Genomic DNA, 18564 nt, shown 5'->3' on the forward strand with positions numbered 1-18564 from the left:
TGCGGACAGTCCCCGTCTCCGACGTACCGGAGCGAACCCCTCAGGCGTGGGGCGGGACGAATCCCTTGCCGGAGCCGGCCACCCCCCACCGGGCGCGTACCGCTCACAAGGCGCCGCGTCCCGATCAAGCAAGGATCGACATGGCGTCCAGCCTGACGAAGGACTCGGCCAGTACCCCTGGCTCGGAGAGGACCTTCCTCGGCCACCCCCGCGGCCTGGCCACTCTCTTCATGACGGAGATGTGGGAGCGCTTCAGCTACTACGGCATGCGCGCACTTCTCGTGCTCTACCTGGTCTCCGGTGGTGCCGAAGCGGCAACCGGCAGCCAGGGCGGCGGCCTCGCGATGACCGCGGCGACGGCATCGGCGATCTACGCCGTCTATGTCTCGATGGTCTACCTCATGGCCATGCCCGGCGGCTGGTTCGGTGACCGTGTCTGGGGCGCTCGCAAGACAGTCACCATCGCCGGCTTCGTGATCATGGCCGGTCACCTCTCGCTCGCGGTTCCGGGCCAGGCGATGTTCTTCGTCGGCCTGATCCTCGTCGCGGTCGGCTCCGGTCTGCTCAAGGCCAACATCTCCACGATGGTCGGTCACCTCTACGACGGTCCGGATGACCCGCGCCGTGACGGTGGCTTCACGATCTTCTACATGGGCATCAACCTCGGTGCGTTCGCGGCGCCGCTGGTGATCGGCACCGTCGGCGAGAAGCACAACTGGCACCTCGGCTTCGCGCTCGCCGCGGTCGGCATGGCCCTGGGTCTGGCCCAGTTCCTTATCGGCACCCGGAGCCTGAGCGAGAAGAGCAGCATCGTCCCGAACCCGCTCTCCGCTCAGGAGCGCCAGAGCATCCTGCTCAAGGTCGCCGTCGCCGTCGTCGTGATCGCCGGCTTCTACGGCGCCGTGGTCATGGCGGGCAAGTTCACCCTGAACTGGGCGCTGGTCCCGCTCACCCTGGCGGGTCTGATCATCCCGGTCGCGGTGCTGGTCCGCATCAAGCTCGACAAGAGCCTGAGCAACGCCGAGCAGTCGAAGATGAGCGGCTACATCTGGTTCTTCGTGGCCGCCGCCCTCTTCTGGATGATCTACGACCAGGGCGGCTCGACTCTGTCCCTGTTCGCGGACGGCAAGACCGCCGACAGCCTGTCCGGCTTCGCCTTCCCTGCCACCTGGTTCCAGTCGCTGAACCCGCTGTTCGTCATGGCGCTCGCCCCGGTCTTCGCCTGGATGTGGCTGTGGCTGGCACGCAAGAACCAGGAGCCCAGCACCATCGTGAAGTTCGCGATGGCCCTGGTCCTGGTCGGCGGTTCGTTCTTCGTCTTCATCGTGCCGATGGGCATGGCCGGTGACGGCACGCAGGTCAGCCCGATGTGGCTGGTCTCGATCTACATGATCCAGACGATCGCCGAGCTGTGCCTCTCCCCGGTCGGCCTCTCGGTCACCACCAAGATGGCGCCGCGGAAGTACGCCAGCCAGATGATGGGTGTCTGGTTCCTCGCCGTCACCGCCGGTGACTGCGCCACGGGTCTGCTCTCGCTCGCGGGTGTCGACCTGAACGGAACCTCGATCATCGCCATGCAGGCGTTGCTCGCCTCCACGGCCGGCTTCGCGATCTACATGTACCGCAAGAAGGTCGAGACGCTGATGGGCGACGTCCACTGACGTAGCTCGCAGGCTTACGCAAGGGCCGCCGCACCGGATACGGTGCGGCGGCCCTTCGCCGTTACGCCGGTGAAGGCGTTCGCGGATTGTCCCAGCCCATTTCCGCGCTGAGCTCGCGCGCCCGCAGCAGGCCACCTGGGACGGCGGACAGAAGCGGTTCCGGACTCCGCGGCGGGAGTTCTAACGAGTGCCGTCGCGCAGCCGGCGCCACGGGGTGAACGTGAACACCGCGCCGCCCAGCAGAATCACCGTGCCGGCCACCAGGGCGAGGGCGCGCAGGGCGCCGTTGTCCTCGGCTCCCGTCTGGGCCAGGCCGCCGCTGGTGCTCGAACCGCCGCCGGACGCGCCGCCGCTGGAGCTGCCGCCCGTGCTGCCGCCCGTGCTGCCGCCGCCGGACGCGCCGCCCGGCTGGGCCGTCGTGTCGAGTTCGAGGGAGGCCTCCGCCTTGCCCTTGACCATGCACGGGATGCTGATTTTCTGGCCGCCCAGGGTGACGTCGATCGTCAGGGTCCCGGGGCTGAGCGTGGACTTGCCGCCCGCGCCCGGCTTGTACGTCCCGGCCATGTCGGGCAGGTCCACCGGCTTCCCCTGCTCCAGCGGATCCTTGTTGGCGGGGCCCGTGACAGGGACGGTGCCCTTGTCGGCGCCGCCGAGCAGGACCGCCATGGACGGCTTGAGGGCGCCCGCGGGGAGCGCGGCCGGGCTGTTCATGACGCCCTTGGCGGTCTTGACGACGAGGTCGTAACTCCCGCCGTTCCTCTTGGCGTTGATGGTCACCTTGGAGTTGATGCTCGCCGGTCCGGGCGACTTGCACTCGAAGGTGACACCGACCTCCTTGCCGGGAAAGTCCGTCTGACCGCCGCCGCCGCCGGTCGTGCCCCCGGCAGTGGTCCCGCCGGAGGACGTGGTCCCGCCGCTCGTCGTGCCACCCGAAGTCGTACCGCCGGAGGTCGTACCCCCCGAAGTCGTACCGCCCGAGGTGCTCCCGCCCGACGTCGTGCCGCCCGAAGTGCCGCCGCCGTCCGACACCTTGATGGTCGCCCCTACCTTGACCGCTTCCTTCGGCGAGCACTTGGTGTCGGTGGACATCGGCTTGGAGACGTTGATGTTGTACGCGCCGGGCGTCAGGGTGACCTCGCCCGCCTGGGTGAGCTTGATCTTGGCCTTCATGTCGGACAGCACCATCGGGCTGTTCTTGGGGATCGGCGGGTTCGTCCGCGGCCCCTCCATGGCGATGTCCGCGCTCTGCGCGCCGGCCGCCTTGAGCGTGCCGGTCGGCTTCACCGTGTCCTTCTCCAGGGCGAGGATGTCGGGGTTCTTGGAAGCCGCCTCGACGAACTTCCACACCACCTCGACCTCATCTCCGACCTTGGCCTCGGCGGGCGCGGTGATCAGCACCTTGGTGGTGCCCTGCACGGGTGGCAGTCCCGAGATGGGCGGAGGAATGCACTCCGTCCTGTACGCGACCTCGGCTGCCTGGGCGGGGCCGGCGGCCAGCAGGATCCCCGCGCCGCCGAGCATCAGCGCGACTCCGGCCGCGCTCATCCTCCGTTGCGTGCTCACGATTGTCCCTTCGTCGTGGATCGGTTCTCTGACGGTGCGGAGTCAGATGTGAACCACGGCAGAGCCGCCGTGGTGGTCGGGGTGCCGGCCGGCCGGCGTTCCGGCTGTACGGTGCGGTGGCGGCCGGTGCCGCGGGGACGGGACCGCGGGCGGACGCGGTCGACGATCGCCATGCCGATGCGGAACACCGCCGCGGGCACGACGACGGCGAGCAGAATCCAGAAGATCGTGACGCCCCACGGGCGGCCGACGCCCCACGGCTGCTCGGCCAGCACCTTGGTGCCGTACTTCACCGAGATCTGGTAGTCGCCGTGCGCGCCCGCGGACAGCTGGACGGGCAGCTTGACCAGCGCCTTCCGGCCGGGCGCGATGGTGCCGCGCCACTGCTGCTCCTCCCACTGCGGGGCGAAGACGCCGTGCGCGGCGCCGATTTGGAAGACGGGGTCCCGAACGGGCGCGGAGCCGAGGTTGCCGACGGTGAATTCGAGGGTGCGGGATGCCGGGGCGCCGAAGAAGACGAGGATGCCGGAGTCGCCTTCGAGCCGGGTGGCGGCGAGTACGGCGAGCTTGCCGCCGCCGGTTGGCTGCGGCAGTGGCGCGGTGGGATGGCCCGCGACGACGAACGGGGCGTCCACGGTGGCCTGTTCACCGGTGACGGTCGCCACGTGCACGACGCAGGGGCAGGGCTTGGGCGGCTCGGCGACCGGCATCTTCTTGCTGAAGTAGCCCTTGGCATCGGTGGTGACGGCGCGGCCGTCGGCATTGGCGCAGGCGTTCGTGCCGCCGATGACGCCCCTGTCAGGCGCAGCCTGACCGCACATGAGCATCATCAGCAGCGTGCCGGGCCGCCATCCGGTACCGCTGACCGTGATGTCCCCGCCCTGGCCGGCCTGCGTCTGCGCGAGCCTGACCTCGGGCTTCTGGTCGGCCGCGGCGGCAGTGCGCGCAGGCAGCACAGGAAGCACGGATAACACAGACAGCACGGACAGCACGGGCAGCAGTACGAGCGCCGGCGCCACGAGCATCGCCGCCGCCGTGGCCCTCAGACTCTTGGTGCTCACGTGGCCGCCTCCGTCAACTCGCGCTGCCCGTCCGCCGGTTCCGCAGGCCTACCGTCCCGCTCCCGGCCGGTTGATCTCCTGAGCCGTATCCACCACAGCGCCGTGCCGCCGGCCACCGCCAGGAGTGCCCCGGCCGCGCCGGCCACCGCCCCCCATGGCACGAACGTCGCCGACGCCGAAGCCCCGGCCCGGGCGTCGTCCGCCGCCGACGCCTCGACGTGGACCTTCACCGAGTCCAGGGACGGGTGATCCGCCCACTTCTCGGTGAGGGTGACGCGCTGGGCCGGGAGCAGTTCCGGGAGCGTGCGGGGCGCCCGGCGCAGCACCTGGCCGAAGAGGCCGTCCGCGTGGACCGTGAGGCGCGGGGTCAGGGCCGTGTTGCCGCGGTTCACCAGGGTGTAGTGGATGGCGCCGCCGAAGACTCGTACGTCCTCGACCGTGAGCGCCGCCAGCGTCGGGCCGCTGACGCGCAGATGGATCCGTACGCCCGCCTCCCGCTCGCCCACCGCCGCCATGACCGCGCCGGGATGGTCGCCCGGGAGGGCGCCCGGCGGGACCGTGACCGAGAAGGGGATCTCCGCGCGGGTGCGCGGTGGGACCGTCACCCGGTCGGAGGCGAGGGTGATCCAGGTGCCCGCGCCCGTGGACCGGTGGGCGCCGCGCACGGCGAGAGAGCCGGAGGAGGTGTTGTACGCGTCGGCCGGGCGCAGGCGCACGGTGAGCGGCTGCGCGCCCGGGTTCGTCACGGACAGCTTGTCCTCCAGCACGGCGCCCGGCACGCCCTCCAGATAGACGTACGGCCTACCGCCGCCGCCCGGCTCCACCGCCCAGTCCGCGTCGGACTTCCAGCCCGCGCCCGCCGCCCGCGCCGCGTCAGACTTCCAGCCCGCGCCCGCCGCCGCGTCCACCGCCCAGCCCGCGCCCGCCGCCCGCGCCGCGGGTGCGCTCAGCGCGCACGCCAGCGCGGCTACGACGGCGAGCAGTGAGCCCCTCCGCACGGGTCAGCTCGCGGTCCGCTGACCGCGCCTGGTCAGCCACAGCACCCCGGCGGCCCCTGCCAGCAGCACGGTGCCGCCGAGCGTGCCGAGCGCGAGTGCCGAGTCCAGCGGGCCGGTCCTGGGCAGTTCGTCACCGCCGGAGGGCGTCGCCCGGGAGCCGCTGCCGGATGCCCCGGTGACATCCAGTTCCAGCGACGGCTTGGGGTTGTTCCTGGGCGTGCAGGTGGTGGTCGTACCGAGCGCCTTGATGGTCAGCACCCCGGCGGTGAAGGTGACCTTGCCGCTCTTCTTGGGGGTGTACTTACCCGTCAAGTCATTGATCCTGATGGGGGTGTTGGCCGGGATCGCCGCGGAGTTGGCCGGCCCGGACACCGAAACCGTGCCCTCCCCCACCCCGCCGAGCTTGATCAGCGCGCTCGGGTTCATCGCACCCTTGCCGAGCTCCACCGGACTGGAGGAGACGCCCTTCTGGAAGGACATGGTCAGCTGGTAGCCGCTGCCGCTCTTGACCGCCTTGATGTCGATCGGCGATACCGCGCCCTTGGGCCCGATCGGCGTCCGGCACTGGTAGTCGACGTCTACAACACTGGCATGGGCGGCGGGGGCGGCGATCAGCATCACCGATCCCGCCACCGCCGCTGCCAGCGCGAGAGCTGTCCGTTTCTGGTACGACACCTCGAGTCCCCTCGCCGGAAGTCACTGCCCCCAGTCGCCGAAGTTACTGACGACACATCAGATCGGGCGCTCAAGGTACGCCTGGGACCTTGGGGAGGGAAGACAAAGAGCACGCCGTATCGACGTGCTCCACGAGAGTTTCAAAACCTGCCGTACACCAGCACGAAGGCGGTGCGGCGACGCTAGGACGGGGCGGCGAGCTCCGCCCACACCGTCTTGCCCGGCGCGCCGGGGACCCGTAGAACTCCCCAGTCCATGCAGAGGCGCTGGACGATGAACATGCCGTGCCCGCCGGGCCGCCCGGCCCGGTGCGGGGTGCGCGGCGCGGGCTGGCCGGTCCCGCGGTCCGAGACCTCCAGACGCAGCACCTTGCCGTCGCAGCCGACCCGGAGTGCCTCCGGCCCCTCGGCGTGCAGGCAGGCGTTGGTGACCAGCTCGGAGACGACCAGCAGCACATCCTCGGCCGCCGCCCGGCGGTCGGCCGTGGCGGCGGGCAGCCAGCCCCAGTCGTACAACGCCTGGCGGGTGAAGTCGCGGGCGAGCGGAACGATGCCGCTGGCACTGCCCAGGGCAAGGCTGCGCACGCCGCCGGGCACCCCGGAGGAGCCGGCGCCGGCGGCGCTCGGCTCGGGGCCGCGGTCGCCCGGCTGTTGTTGCCGGGTGGTGCTCATCAGCGCCTCACCTCACCGATTCACCGGTTCGCTATTACTTCGATACAGAGAGTGCTGGGCGGTCAACGTTCTGCGGGGTTCTCCTGCCCTGCAGATTCGCGACAACACCCGTTACGCCGACGCGGTGCGCGTGACGCGGATTACATGGGGCCGATCAGTCGGAGAGGGCCGCTTCGAGCGAGTCGTGGACGGTGAAGACCGCCTCCGCCCCGGTGATCTCGAAGACCCTCGCCACCACGGGCAGCATCCCGGCCAGATGGACCCCTCCCCCGACGGCCTCCGCCTTCAGCCTGGCACCGAGCAGCACATTGAGTCCGGTGGAGTCGCAGAACTCAAGCTGTGAGCAGTCGATGACCAGGCGTGTGCGGCCTTGTGCGAGTGCCTCGTCCAAGGGCGCGCGCAGGAGTTCGGCGGTGTGGTGATCCAACTCACCCGCCGGTTTCACAACCTCGCTGCGGCCCTCGGTCCGAACCTCTACCTGAAGCCGGCCCCGATTCGCGCTGCCGACCGTCCCGCGATCCATGGCCGTCCCTCTTCGCCGTGTCGTTCGCTGCGTATTCACTGCGTTCTCGCCGATTGTCGCCGTATCGTCCGCCGTGCCGCACTTCGCGTCGAGCGCCGTCCGAAGACGGCGCCGACGTCCGTCGAACATTACGCCTTCGAGACGTCGACGGGCCACCCGAACTCCCCATCAAAGCCGACATTCAAGACATATGACACTTGCAACTGTCCACATGGAGCGGGTAGGCCTAGTAAAGACACAACCAACCACGGCCGGCTTTGGAGGCGCCGCTCACCGCAGCAGCACGTATTGGCATCGGCGGCCATATGCCGAGAACGATGGAGGAGACCATGTCACCCCGGCTCGACGAAACGCGTACCCCCACCGCGCCGTCGGCACACCCCACCCCCGCCACCGGCCTGTCCGAGCAGTTGGAAAGCCTCGACGGCCTCCCGAAGATCCCACCCTTCGGTGAGGTGGGGGCGGTCGACGCCCGATCCCTGTCGAAGACGCTTTTCGGACGGCTCGAGACCCTCGAAGAGGGCACGCACGAATACGCCTACGTGCGCAACACACTCGTCGAACTCAACCTGGCCCTGGTCAAGTTCGCCGCCTCCCGCTTCCGCTCCCGCAGCGAGCCGATGGAGGACATCATCCAGGTCGGCACCATCGGCCTGATCAAGGCGATCGACCGCTTCGAGCTCAGCAGGGGCGTCGAGTTCCCGACCTTCGCGATGCCGACCATCGTCGGCGAGATCAAACGATTCTTCCGCGACACCTCGTGGTCGGTGCGGGTGCCGCGCCGACTCCAGGAGCTGCGACTCGACCTTGCGAAGGCGGGCGACGAGCTCTCCCAGAAGTTCGACCGCGCACCGACCATCGGTGAGCTGGCACAGCAGCTCGGCATCAGCAACGACGAGGTCGTCGAGGGCATGGCGGCGAGCAACGCGTACACCGCGAGCTCGCTGGACGCCCAGCCCGAGGAGGACGAGACCGAGGGCGCCCTCGCGGACCGCATCGGCTACGAGGACCACGGGCTCGAGGGCATCGAGTACGTCGAGTCGCTCAAGCCTCTGATCGCCGGCCTTCCGCCAAGAGACCGTCAAATTCTCTCCCTTCGCTTCGTCGCCAACATGACGCAGTCGGAGATCGGCGAGGAGCTCGGGATCTCGCAGATGCACGTGTCCCGGTTGCTGTCCCGCACCCTGGTCAAGCTCAGGAAGGGCCTGACGCTCGAGGAGTAGTCGAGGACGCCGCGGGGACGCGCCCCACCGGCCGCGAAGGGCCCATTCCGTCAAGGAATGGGCCCTTCCCCGTTATTGACGGGGCAGTCCGGATTGGTCCACATTGAGCACGGGGTTAGTGGGGGGACGAACATGGCTCTTGGGGAGGGCTGCCCGGCGGCGTACGCACCACTGGAAGAGCTGATGCTCCAACGCCTGGGCAGAGAATGTCTGTACGTGCCGTCATGCCGTCTGGGGCTGTATGTGGCGCTGCGTCACTGGTGCCGGCCCGGCGGGCGGGTGCTGATGTCGCCGGTCAACGACGACGTCATCTTCTTCGTGGTGCTGGCGGCCGGACTGCGCCCCGTACAGGCGCCGCTCAGGGCGGAGGACGGCTCCATCGACCTGGCGGCCGTCCCCGGATCCGTATGGCGCGGCCTTTCCGCCGTGCTCACCACCAATCTGTACGGCAATCCCGACCCGGCACCCGAACTGCGCTCCCGCTGCGACCAGTTGGGGATACCACTGCTCGAGGACGCCGCGCACGCGATTGGCAGCACGGTGGCCGGACAGCCGGTGGGTACCTTCGGCGACGCGTCCGTCTTCAGCCTCTCCAAGCACACCGGGGCCAAGACCGGCGGGTTCCTCACCGTCGCCGATCCGGCGCTGCGGGCGGGGCTTGAGCGGGCCCGCGACGAACTCCTCGAACCGGCGCGGCTGTCGGCGGAGCTCGCCTACGGCCTGCGGCCGTACGCCGAAGCCGGTGTGCGGGGACTGCGGCTCGTCGGCGCGGCCCGCGCGGCCCTGCGGCTGCTCGGTCTTCAAGAGCGCGAGGACATCCGGATGGAGCTGCGGCCGGGCGATCTGAAAAGGGCGCAGTCCGCGGCGCCCGCGCTGGCCGGCTTCCACTCCTGGGTACGGGTGGACATGCACGACTACCGCCTCAGACCGGGCGGGCTGCGGCTGCGGCGCACCGAGCGGCTGCTGACCCGCCTCGACAACCGGCTGGCCGACCACCGGGCCGGCGTCCAGGTGCTGTCGGCCACCCGGTGGGCGCTGCCGCGGCCGGGACCCGCGCAGCCGCTGTTCCGGGTGCCGCTGCTGGTCGAGGACCGTGACGCCGCCATCGCCGCGCTCGCCCGGCGCCGGATCACTGTCGGCTATCTCTACGACCCGCCGCTCGACGCCTACGCGGGCGAGCTCTTCACCGACCCGTCGCCCGCGCCGGGACCGGCCGCCTGGTTCGCCCGGCACGCGCTGCCCGTCGACCCGCTCCGGGCCCGGTCGGCGATCGCCGTCCTCACGGAGCTGGGCGCGAGGCCCGCGGAGATCCCGGCGGCGTTCGCGACCGGGACCGGGACCGACGGTGCGGGAGCGGGCGACGCCGCGGCCACAGCCTGGCCCGGCAGCCGGCCGACCCACAGCGCGGGACCGCACGGCCGGCCTGACAGCGACATGGACCCACCGGGCCGCCCGCACAGCCGACCGGTCGGCGGCGGAGACCGGGGCGCGCACGCCGGGGGCAGCGACACAGGCCGCCCCGCAGGCCCGCACAGCCGGCCCGGCGACAGCCCGGGCCAGCCCTCGGACACGCCCACCAGGGCACACAGCGACACGGACCGTGCCGTCGGCCCGCAGGGCGGTGGCAGTGACTGATACGGCCCGGCTTCGCTCGCCGGACGCGTCCGGCGGCGCGCCGGGCGGCGCCGAGCCGGGCGGCGGCGGCGTGAGCGCCGAGCGCCCAAGCGGCGACTCGATGTTCCGCAACGCCTACGCGCTGATGCTCTCCACCGGCGTCTCCGCCGCACTGGGCCTCGGCTTCTGGCTCGTCGCCGCCCGCTACTACACCGAGGAGGCGGTCGGCGAGGGCTCCGCCGCCATCGCCGCCATGCGGCTGCTGGCCTCCATCACCGCCACGACCATGATCGGCGCGGTGGTGCGCTACGTGCCGCGGGCCGGACGCGCCACCGGGCCGCTGGTGTGGCGCGCGTACGCCGTCAGCTCGCTGGTGGTGTGCCTCGCCTCCGTCGCGTTCCTGCTCACGCTCGACCTGTGGGGCCCTTCGTACGCACCGCTCAGCGGCGTGGGCGCGGGCCTGCTGTTCATCGCGTCCTGCGTCGGCTGGGCGCTGCTGACCCTCCAGGACGGCGTGCTGACCGGGCTGCGCAAGGCCGTGTGGGTGCCGGTCGGCAACGCGGTCTTCTCCATCGGCAAGCTGCTGCTGCTCGCCGTCTTCGCCACCGCCCTGCCCGTGCTGGGCATCTTCGTCTCCTGGGCGGCGGCCATCGCCCTGTCCGTGCTGCCGCTCGGCTGGCTGATCTTCCGGCGGCTCATCCCCCGCCAGGCCGCGGCCGACCGCCACCGCGAGCCGCTGCGGATGCGCGACATAGGCCGCTTCCTCGCCGGCGACTCGGTCGGGTCGCTGTTCTCGCTGGCGATGATCAATCTGCTGCCGGTGATGGTCGCGGTCCGTTTCGACGCCGCGCACAACGGCTTCTTCTACATCGCGTACACCGTCGGCGGAACGATGGAGTTCATGGCCATCAACATGGCCTCCTCGCTGACCGCGCACGCCTCGCACAGCCCGGAGAGCCTGGCCGGCGGGGTCCGTGGCGCGCTGCGCCGGATGGCCGTGCTGCTGGTGCCCGTAGTGGTGTTCCTGGTCGTCTTCGCCCCGCAGATCCTCGCCCCGTTCGGCGAGGAGTACGCCGAGCACGGCACCACCGTGCTGCGGCTGCTGGCCGCGGCCGCCCTGCCCCGGGTCGCCGTGGAGCTGTACATCGGGGTGCTGCGCGTCCAGGGGCGTACGGGCGTGCTCGCCGCCCTCCAGGGCACGATGTGCGCGCTCGTGCTGGGCAGCGCGGCCCTGCTGCTCGGACCCGTCGGGATCTCCGGCGCGGGCCTCGGGCTGCTCCTGTCGATGACGGTGATGGCGGCGGTGTCCGCGCCGGGACTGCGCGCGGTGCTCTCGGCCCGCGAGCCCCGGCCGAGCCTGTTCACCCGGCTGGTGCGGCGCCGCGCCGCCGAGGAGGAGGCCTACGGCACGACCTGGGCGCGCCGGGCCGCCGAGCGGCGCGAGGAGGCGGCACAGGAGTACGCGCAGGAGTACGGGACGGACTGGGCGCAGCAGACGGCGTATCTGCGGGGTGTGCACGACGACACGGCGACCCCCGCCTTCGGCATCAACGTCTACGTACGGGATCCGGCCCGGCGGCCCGGCCACGGGGAGGCGGGCGGGTGGGCGAAGCCCGCGCCTGCGTCGCACCCGGCGACCGAGCCCGGCGAGGGGCGGCTGGCCGTCGCACTCTGGCTGCTGCTCGGGCTCGCGGCCGTGCTGTTCTGGGCGCCCCTCTTCCCCGCCCCGGACATCACCGTGGACCGGCTCTCCGGCACGCAGTTGCTGAAGTCGCTGCCGCCGATCACGCTCACCGCGAGCGTTCTGCTGATCGTCGTCCACAGCGCCGCCTGTTCGCTGCTGCGCCCGCGCCCGGCGCTGCTGGGAGCCGGACTGCTGGTCACCTTCGCCGCGCTGCACACCGCGCCGGCGGTGCTGGGCCGGGAACCGGAGCCCGTCCGGGGCGGGTGGTGGTACGACACGCTGGCCGGCTTCCTCGCGGCGGCCGCGGGACTCGACAGTCCCGAGCCGCTGCTGCGCTGGCTGCCGATTGTCTGTCAACTTCTCTGCCTGGTGGCGGTATTGGCGATTCTCCGGGCGATCAAGCTGCCCGTCGCGGCACAGTGGGGGGCACTGTGGCTGCTCGCGGTGTGCGGCTGGGCGCTGCAGAGACCTCTCGCGCCCGTCGCGCTCCCGCTCCAGGCGCTCCTCACCTGCGCGGCGTTGGCACTTATCTGGATACGCGCGGCGCGTTCGACGCCGGCACGGAACTGAACCACCAGGGGGACAAGCGTGCAACAGCCAGCCACCGAGACCGGGAGACCCGTGGCCGCCCCCAACCAGCGGGACACGAGCCATCCCGCGATGGATCTCGCCGACCTGCCCGCCGCCGACCACTCGCACTGGCCGGCGCGGCTGCTGCTGACCGCCCCGCTGGCCGGCGCGCTGGCTCTGTGGGCGTACGCCATGGTGCGCACCGACACCTCACGCCTCGGCGACTTCGGGCTCGTCGGGGCGCTGCCGGTCGCCTTCTGGATCGCGCTGGCGCTGCTGGCCGTGGGCTTCTGGGTCTGCGTACGCGATCCGCTGCGCGCAAACGGCTGGTCGCTGGCGTACACCGTGGGCCTGATCGTGCTGGAGCGCGCCACCCAGGCGCTCGTCTACCCCACCCCGCTGTACTCCTGGGCGTGGAAGCACGACGCGGTCATCGAGCATCTGCTCACCGCGGGCGGCCTCCAGCGCGGCGACCAGCTGGGCGACATGGCGGTGTACGACCAGTGGCCCGGGTTCTTCGCCGCGCAGGCCGCGCTGGTGCGGCTGACCGGCGTGGAGAACGCGGCGATGTACATGGCCTGGTGGCCGCTGGTCTCCAGCCTGCTGCTGCTCACGCCGCTGCTGCTGATCTACCGCACCTTCACCCAGGACCGCCGCCTGATCTGGACCGCGGTCTGGCTCTTCTACGTAGCCAACTGGGTGGGACAGGACTACTTCTCGCCGCAGTCGCTGGCCCTGGCCCTGTATCTCGGCGTGATCGCGGTCGTCCTGCGCCGCGGCGAGCGCCCCGCGCGGGGCCGCAGATCGCGGCAGGTGCTGTGGACCGCCCTGCTCATCCCGCTGATCACCGCCATCGTCATCTCCCACCAGCTCACCCCCGTGATGCTGGTGGCGAGTCTCGGCGTGCTGTGCCTGACCCGCCGCTACCGCGACTGGACGCTGCTGATCACGCTGCTGCTGGTGTTCCTGGCGTGGAATCTCACCGCTTCGCTGCCGTTCCTGCGGGAGGCGGTGCCCGAGATGGTGAGCTCCTTCGGCGATGTGAGCGGCAATCTGGAGACGGGCTACGGGTCGACGCCGACCGGCACCGGACCGGTGATCGTCTCCTGGGTGTCCCGGATCCTCTCGGCCTCCGTACTGCTGCTCGCCGCAGTCGGCGTGCTGCGCGGGCGGGTGCTGCGGCACCGCGCCCGGCCGCTGCTGCTGCTCGCCGCCGTCCCGCTGCTGATGCTGGTGGCCAATGACTACGGCAGCGAAATGATCTTCCGGGTGCTGCTGTTCATGCTCCCGGGCGCGTGCTTCTTCGCCGCGGCCGCGCTGCTGCCCGCGGTGCGGCCGCTGGCCGCGGAGCCCGGCGGGCACGGGGTCCCGCAGCCCGCGGTGGGCCTGCGGTTCGCGGTGCTGCCCGGGGTTGTGCTGCTGGCGCTCACGGCGGCGTTCGTGCCCAGCTACTCGGGCAAGGACCGGCTCAGCTACTTCCCGCCGCAGGAGGTCGCGCTGGTACAGCAGGTCTTCGACCGGGCGCCCCAGGGTTCTCTTGTCGTTGCCGCCCATCGCAACTACCCGCTCGCGTACGCTTCGTACTGGAATGTGCAGCATTACTGGTTCCTCGACGACGAGAAAAGCCATGTCGAAGAAATCATGAAGGACCCGGCCGGGACGCTGGCCCGGGACATGGCCGCGGTGGAACCGCCGGCCAGGGCGTACTTCCTGCTCACCCAGGGCCAGATCGCCAACTCCGAGATGAACGGCATGCTCACCGGCGAGCAGTTGCGGAGCATCGAGAAGTCCGTCGCGGCCTCCCCGCTGTTCGAGCGGGTCGGCCGCAACAGCGCAGGTGTCATCTACGAACTGAAGCGCACCGACAGCTCGCCGGGGAGGACCTCATGAGACCTCAGTCGCTCGCGATCCGGCTGCTGCCGCCCTTCGCCGGCTGGTGCGCCGTCGGCGCCACCACACTGCCCGCCGGATCACCGCTGCGGGTCGCGCCCGTCGCCGTGTTCCTGCTCGCGGGTCCCGGCGCCGCCGTCCTGCGTATCTGCGGCCCCGCCCTGAGGCGTCATCAGGCGGTCGGCCCGGTGGAGAGCTGGGACGGCGGCTTCGAACGGGACTCCGACCGTCTGGAGCAACTTGTCCTCGCCGCCTTCCTGAGTGTGGGCGCGACCCTCATCTGCGCCACGGCGCTGATGGCCGCGCACGCGTTCAGCGGCATACGGGTCCTGGTGCTGCTCACCGTGCTGACAATGCTCGCCGCCTGCTGTCCGCAGCTGCCCGGCCGGACTCGGACGGCGCGCGCGTCCTCGCCGCCACAGAAAGGCTCACCCCTGTGACGTTACCCCGACGCCCCGTTCGCGGGGCGCCAGGCATCCATCGCAGGCCGCCCGACCGACGACGGTCGTGGGCCGTGTCCACAGCCCTCGTCGGCGTGCTGCTCGTGGGCGTACTCGCCCTCAAGTCCTCCGGTTCCGACGGCTCCGACCGCTTGGCACACGGCGCCGAATGCCGGCCGACGGAACTGCTGGTGCCACGCTGCGGCGCCTGGTTCGGCGCGTATGTACGGCACGCCAAGCCCGACCTCGAAGCCAACGTCCTCGCCTACGAGAAGCGCATCGGCCGCAAGCTGGACATCGTCTACACGTACCACGACATGTCTCTGGACGGCCTGGAGGGACAGCTGCTTACCGATCAGGAGCGGCGCGTCGGCAAGGACCGGATGCTGCTGCTGTCCTGGGAGAGCAAGTGGTGGAACGGCACCCCGGCGCAGCAGCCCAGCTGGAGGCAGATCACCTCCGGGGCGCTCGACACCAGCGTGATCGATGTGCAGGCGAAGCGGATCAAGGCGTACGGCAAACCGCTGTTCCTCTCCTTCGACCTGGAGATGGACACCCGCACTCCCGCCAACGGCACACCCGCCGAGTACGTCGCCGCCTACCGGCACATCCATGACCGGTTCCGTGAGCTGGGGGTGACCAATGTGGTGTGGACGTGGATCATCACCGGCTACACCGGCCACAGTGAGCTGTTCCGCGCGCTCTATCCGGGCGACCGTTATGTCGACTGGATCGGCTACAACCAGTACAACTACTTCAGCTGCCACAAGGCGAAATGGCAGAGCTTCGAGCAGACGCAGACGGCGTCGCACGACTGGATCCGCAAGAACCTCTCGGCGGACAAGCCGCTGATGCTCTCGGAGTTCGGCACGGCGGACGATCCCGCGAAGCCGTCCGCCCAGGCCGAGTGGTACGAGCAAGTGCCCCGGGTGATCAAGGAGTTGGAAGGAGTACGGGCCGCGCTCCAGTGGAACTACCGGGACCCGGGTCCCGGCTGCGACCTCTCACTGGCCAGGGACGAGTCCTGGAAGAGCCTGCGCAGGGCGGTCTCGGACCCGTACTTCAACCAGCCGCGGCCATGACGATTCCCGGGCGCGACCGGCGCGACCGGGCGCGTCGTCGGTCAGCCGCCGGGTCGGCCACTGGCGGACGCTCCGCCGCTGTTCTCGTCGTCGGCGGGCCGTTCGCCGTGTGACGTGTGGGAGCCGAAGTTCCCGTAGCCCTTCATCTCGTGCGGCAGGATGCGGCGCCCGTCTTCGGCGCCGAAATCCTCATCGGGTTCCCGGCTCTCCTCGAGGTGGGTGGCGTGTTCCGGCGGCCGGGGCTGCTCCTCGGGGCTCGGTGGCTCGTAGGGGCGTCTGCGGTTCGCCCACATCGCCGCGCCGAAACCCACCACGGCGATGACCACGACAGCGACGACCGGCGCGAGGGCGGCTCCCAGCCCCCGGGCGAGAGGATCCGTGAGCTGGTCGGCCTGTGCGTACATGAATGCATTCATACTGTGGAGTTACCCGTAATACCGCATCTCTCACATTCCGCATCACGGAAGTGGCCTAGCCTGCGAAAACCGGGCCCTTCGCGGCAGCGCGCGCCCGTCGGTAGAGCCGCCAGCCGATCGTCGGCAGCGAGTCGGGGAACGGCGCGACCGGAGCGCCCCGTCCGTCCATCCACGCCTCGATGTCCCGGGCCGTGTGGCTGCGGCGCAGGATGAGGCGGGCGATGCGGTACGCCTCGTCGGTCTCGGAGCTCAGCGCGTGCCGGACGGCGACCGCGGAGGCGTACCCGGCCCCGAGAGCCGCCTTGCGCACGGCCCGGCTGTTGTAGCCGTGCGGATAGGCGAGATGTGCCACCTCATGGCCGAGCACATCCTCCAGCACCGCCTTGGGCTCGCGCAGCTCCCGGCGGAGCGCGCCGGACGGGAGGGTGTCCAGCTGAGGGTGTGTGACGGTGTGGGCGCCGACCTCCATGCCGTACTGCTCGAGGAGCGGCACCTGGGAGAGCGTCATCATCGGCGCGGGCGGCAGCAGGCTGCGCCGGCCGGGGGTGATGGCCCCGGTGGTGAGATAGGCGGTGGCGGGCAGCGAGCGGGAGGCGAGCGCCTCGGCGGTGGGGCCCGGCAGATCCGCGAAGCCGTCGTCGAAGGTGAGGACGACGGGCCGGTCCGGCAGCGGCGAGCGGTCCGCGAGACGGCTCACGAGAGCGCTGATCGGGACCGGCGTGCGCCCGCTGGCCACGATCGCGTCCAGCTGCGCGCCGAAGTCCCTTGGCGTGACGGTGAATTCGGCGATCCAGTCGGGCGGGTCGTCCATCACGGCGTGGTAGAGCAGTACGGGAATCCGGGGCATCGTCGCACCGTCGCCTCTCCGCACTCCCCCGCCTCTCACTTCTCCCCCCGCCGCTCCCACGGGAGCGCTACGCCCCGGACCCGTACGCGCGCCCTGGCATACCCGACCGGCCCGGCCAGCATGCCGCGGCGCTCCAGCCGGGACAGCCGGCGCGGCCAGGGATGGTCCTGCACCCCGTGGGCCCCTGGCACGGCCGATCCGGCGGCCTCGCGGTGGGCGGTGATGGTGCGGGCGTGCGCGAGGCCGCGCGGCAGCTTTCGCAGCAGCGCGGGCAGCAGGGCGGGGCGGCGCACCAGGAGGGCGGTGAGATACGCGGTGAGGCCGGCGCCGTATCCGTACGCCTGGTTCCGCAGGTCCTGCCAGGTCTCCCGGTGGTGGTGCCAGACAAGCGCGTCGGGCGTGTAGCGCAGCCGGTGCCCGGCGGCGAGGACGCTGACAAACGCGTACAGGTCGTCGCCGCCCCTGGCGGGGGTGCCGGTGCCGGTGGCGGGGTCGAAGCCGCCGATGTCCCGCAGCGCCGTGGCGCGGAAGGCCATATTGGCGCCGGAGCCGAAGCTGCCCGCGGTGAACGGGAAGAGCGGTTCGTCCGCGGGCGGGCGCGCCGGGTCGTAGAGCCGCGCCTCGAAGCCCTTGGCGAAGCCGCCGTGGCTCTCCAGGAGGATCTGCGCGGGAGTGCGCAGCCTGGCAGGCAGGATCAGCCCGGTCGCGCAGCCCAGGCCCGGGTCGGCGGCGAAGGGCGCGGTGAGCGCGGTGAGCCAGTGCGGATCGGCCACGACGTCGTCGTCCGTGAAGGCGACGACCGCGCCGTCCGCGACGGCGATCCCTCGGTTGTGGGCGACGGCGAGGCCGGGCACGGGCTCGCGGACGTACCGGACGCGCTCGGCGTACTTGTGCTCGACGAGATCCTGGGTGGCACTGGTGGCGGGCGCGTTGTCGACGACGACGATCTCGAAGTCCGGGTGGTCCTGCTCCAGCAGCGAGTCGAGCGCGCGGGCCAGCTGGTCGGCGCGCTCGCGGGTGGCGACGACAACGCTCGCACGACTCGTGCGGGGTTCCGTGGTCGCCGCGGGCCCGGGGCGTCCCGGCGGGCGGTCACCCGGGGTACGGCTCGTGCCGGGTTCCGTGGTCGCCGCGGACGCGGGGCGTTGACGGTCGCTGCCCGGTGGGCGGTTCCCCGGGGTACGACTCGTGCCGGGTTCCGTGGTCGCCGCGGGCCCAGGGCGCGGACGGTCGCTGCCCGGCGGGTGGTCACCCGGGGCGCCGCGGGAGGCGGGCGGCTCACTGCTCGCGAGCGCTGCGCGGGCCGCCGCGGCGACGGCGTCGGCAGGCGCTTTGCCGGGCGGGACGCGGCACATGACAGTGGCGACGGGACGGCCGCGGAGGCGCACCAGGGCGTAGACGTCGCCGCTCCGGACGGCCGGGCCGCCGCCCGGCGCGGGGCCGAAGCTGAGCACGGCTCCGTCGGGAGCTTCCAGGTCCAGCTCGGTGACCTGGATCTCGGCGAACAGAGGCGAGCGCGGTGTTTCCTGTCCGCGCGCCGCGTCGGACCCGGCTGCCGTGACCGGCCCGGGCGACGTGCCTGACGTGTTCCGTCCGTGCGGTGTGCTGTTCACGAGACTCCCCCAGCTTGCGCGGTTGCTCCGGCG

At 71.3% G+C, this 18564-nt stretch carries 15 protein-coding genes and 1 pseudogene; 7 read left to right on the plus strand and 9 right to left on the minus strand.

The window, feature by feature from the left end; genetic code table 11:
- The first annotated feature begins 140 nt into the window (after positions 1-140).
- A complete protein-coding gene (locus J7E87_RS14170; RefSeq protein ID WP_215093718.1) occupies positions 141-1661 on the plus strand; it encodes a peptide MFS transporter in 1521 nt (506 codons plus the stop codon).
- A 180-nt stretch (positions 1662-1841) separates the two neighbouring features.
- Here J7E87_RS14170 and J7E87_RS14175 read toward each other — a convergent pair whose 3' ends face one another.
- The 6 genes from J7E87_RS14175 to J7E87_RS14200 form a co-directional block, all read right to left on the minus strand.
- Complete coding sequence (locus tag J7E87_RS14175; protein ID WP_215093880.1) at positions 1842-3206, minus strand: hypothetical protein; 1365 nt, start codon at positions 3204-3206, stop codon at positions 1842-1844.
- Positions 3207-3220: 14 nt separating this feature from the next.
- Entirely contained in the window at positions 3221-4249 is a 1029-nt protein-coding gene (locus tag J7E87_RS14180; protein WP_215093878.1) for a neocarzinostatin apoprotein domain-containing protein, read from the minus strand.
- 32 nt (positions 4250-4281) lie between these two features.
- Positions 4282-5283 carry a DUF916 domain-containing protein gene (locus J7E87_RS14185; RefSeq protein WP_215093720.1) on the minus strand — a complete coding sequence of 334 codons (1002 nt, stop codon included), beginning with the start codon at positions 5281-5283 and terminating at the stop codon, positions 4282-4284.
- A 3-nt stretch (positions 5284-5286) separates the two neighbouring features.
- On the minus strand, positions 5287-5958 hold the full coding sequence (locus J7E87_RS14190; protein ID WP_215093722.1) for a peptidase: 672 nt from the start codon (positions 5956-5958) through the stop codon (positions 5287-5289).
- A 182-nt stretch (positions 5959-6140) separates the two neighbouring features.
- The gene (locus tag J7E87_RS14195; protein WP_215093724.1) at positions 6141-6629 is read right to left on the minus strand and encodes an ATP-binding protein; all 489 of its coding nucleotides are present in this window, start codon (positions 6627-6629) and stop codon (positions 6141-6143) included.
- 154 nt (positions 6630-6783) lie between these two features.
- Positions 6784-7152, minus strand: coding sequence for an STAS domain-containing protein (locus J7E87_RS14200; protein WP_215093726.1), 369 nt, complete (start codon positions 7150-7152; stop codon positions 6784-6786).
- Between the two features lie 329 nt (positions 7153-7481).
- On the opposite strand from J7E87_RS14200, the gene J7E87_RS14205 reads away from it, so the two are divergent.
- The 6 genes and pseudogenes from J7E87_RS14205 (at position 7482) to J7E87_RS14230 (ending at position 15655) form a co-directional block, all read left to right on the plus strand.
- Complete coding sequence (locus tag J7E87_RS14205) at positions 7482-8375, plus strand: RNA polymerase sigma factor SigF (protein WP_215093882.1); 894 nt, start codon at positions 7482-7484, stop codon at positions 8373-8375.
- Between the two features lie 183 nt (positions 8376-8558).
- Positions 8559-9728, plus strand: a pseudogene (locus J7E87_RS14210) (DegT/DnrJ/EryC1/StrS family aminotransferase); the annotation flags it as partial.
- A 274-nt stretch (positions 9729-10002) separates the two neighbouring features.
- A complete protein-coding gene (locus J7E87_RS14215; protein WP_215093728.1) occupies positions 10003-12243 on the plus strand; it encodes a lipopolysaccharide biosynthesis protein in 2241 nt (746 codons plus the stop codon).
- An 18-nt stretch (positions 12244-12261) separates the two neighbouring features.
- On the plus strand, positions 12262-14133 hold the full coding sequence (locus J7E87_RS14220) for a glycosyltransferase (RefSeq protein WP_308312932.1): 1872 nt from the start codon (positions 12262-12264) through the stop codon (positions 14131-14133).
- Positions 14130-14573 (plus strand): hypothetical protein, encoded by a 444-nt coding sequence (locus tag J7E87_RS14225; RefSeq protein WP_215093730.1) that lies wholly within the window; start codon positions 14130-14132, stop codon positions 14571-14573. The genes J7E87_RS14220 and J7E87_RS14225 overlap by 4 nt, the downstream gene beginning before the upstream one ends.
- Positions 14574-14647: 74 nt before the next feature.
- On the plus strand, positions 14648-15655 hold the full coding sequence (locus tag J7E87_RS14230; protein WP_308312933.1) for a glycosyl hydrolase: 1008 nt from the start codon (positions 14648-14650) through the stop codon (positions 15653-15655).
- 41 nt (positions 15656-15696) lie between these two features.
- Here the strand turns inward: J7E87_RS14230 and J7E87_RS14235 are convergent, their stop codons facing one another.
- Genes J7E87_RS14235 through J7E87_RS14245 form a run of 3 tightly spaced genes read right to left on the minus strand, consistent with a single transcriptional unit; the run spans position 15697 to position 18414 of the window.
- Positions 15697-16071, minus strand: coding sequence for a DUF6479 family protein (locus J7E87_RS14235; protein ID WP_251017420.1), 375 nt, complete (start codon positions 16069-16071; stop codon positions 15697-15699).
- A 55-nt stretch (positions 16072-16126) separates the two neighbouring features.
- Positions 16127-16918, minus strand: a complete 792-nt coding sequence (locus J7E87_RS14240; RefSeq protein WP_215093734.1) for a polysaccharide deacetylase family protein — start codon at positions 16916-16918, stop codon at positions 16127-16129.
- Between the two features lie 35 nt (positions 16919-16953).
- Positions 16954-18414 carry a glycosyltransferase gene (locus J7E87_RS14245; protein WP_374195173.1) on the minus strand — a complete coding sequence of 487 codons (1461 nt, stop codon included), beginning with the start codon at positions 18412-18414 and terminating at the stop codon, positions 16954-16956.
- Between the last annotated feature and the right edge of the window lie 150 nt (positions 18415-18564).

The organism is Streptomyces sp. ISL-1, assembly GCF_018614585.1.
Classification (GTDB): Bacteria; Actinomycetota; Actinomycetes; order Streptomycetales; family Streptomycetaceae; genus Streptomyces; species Streptomyces maoxianensis.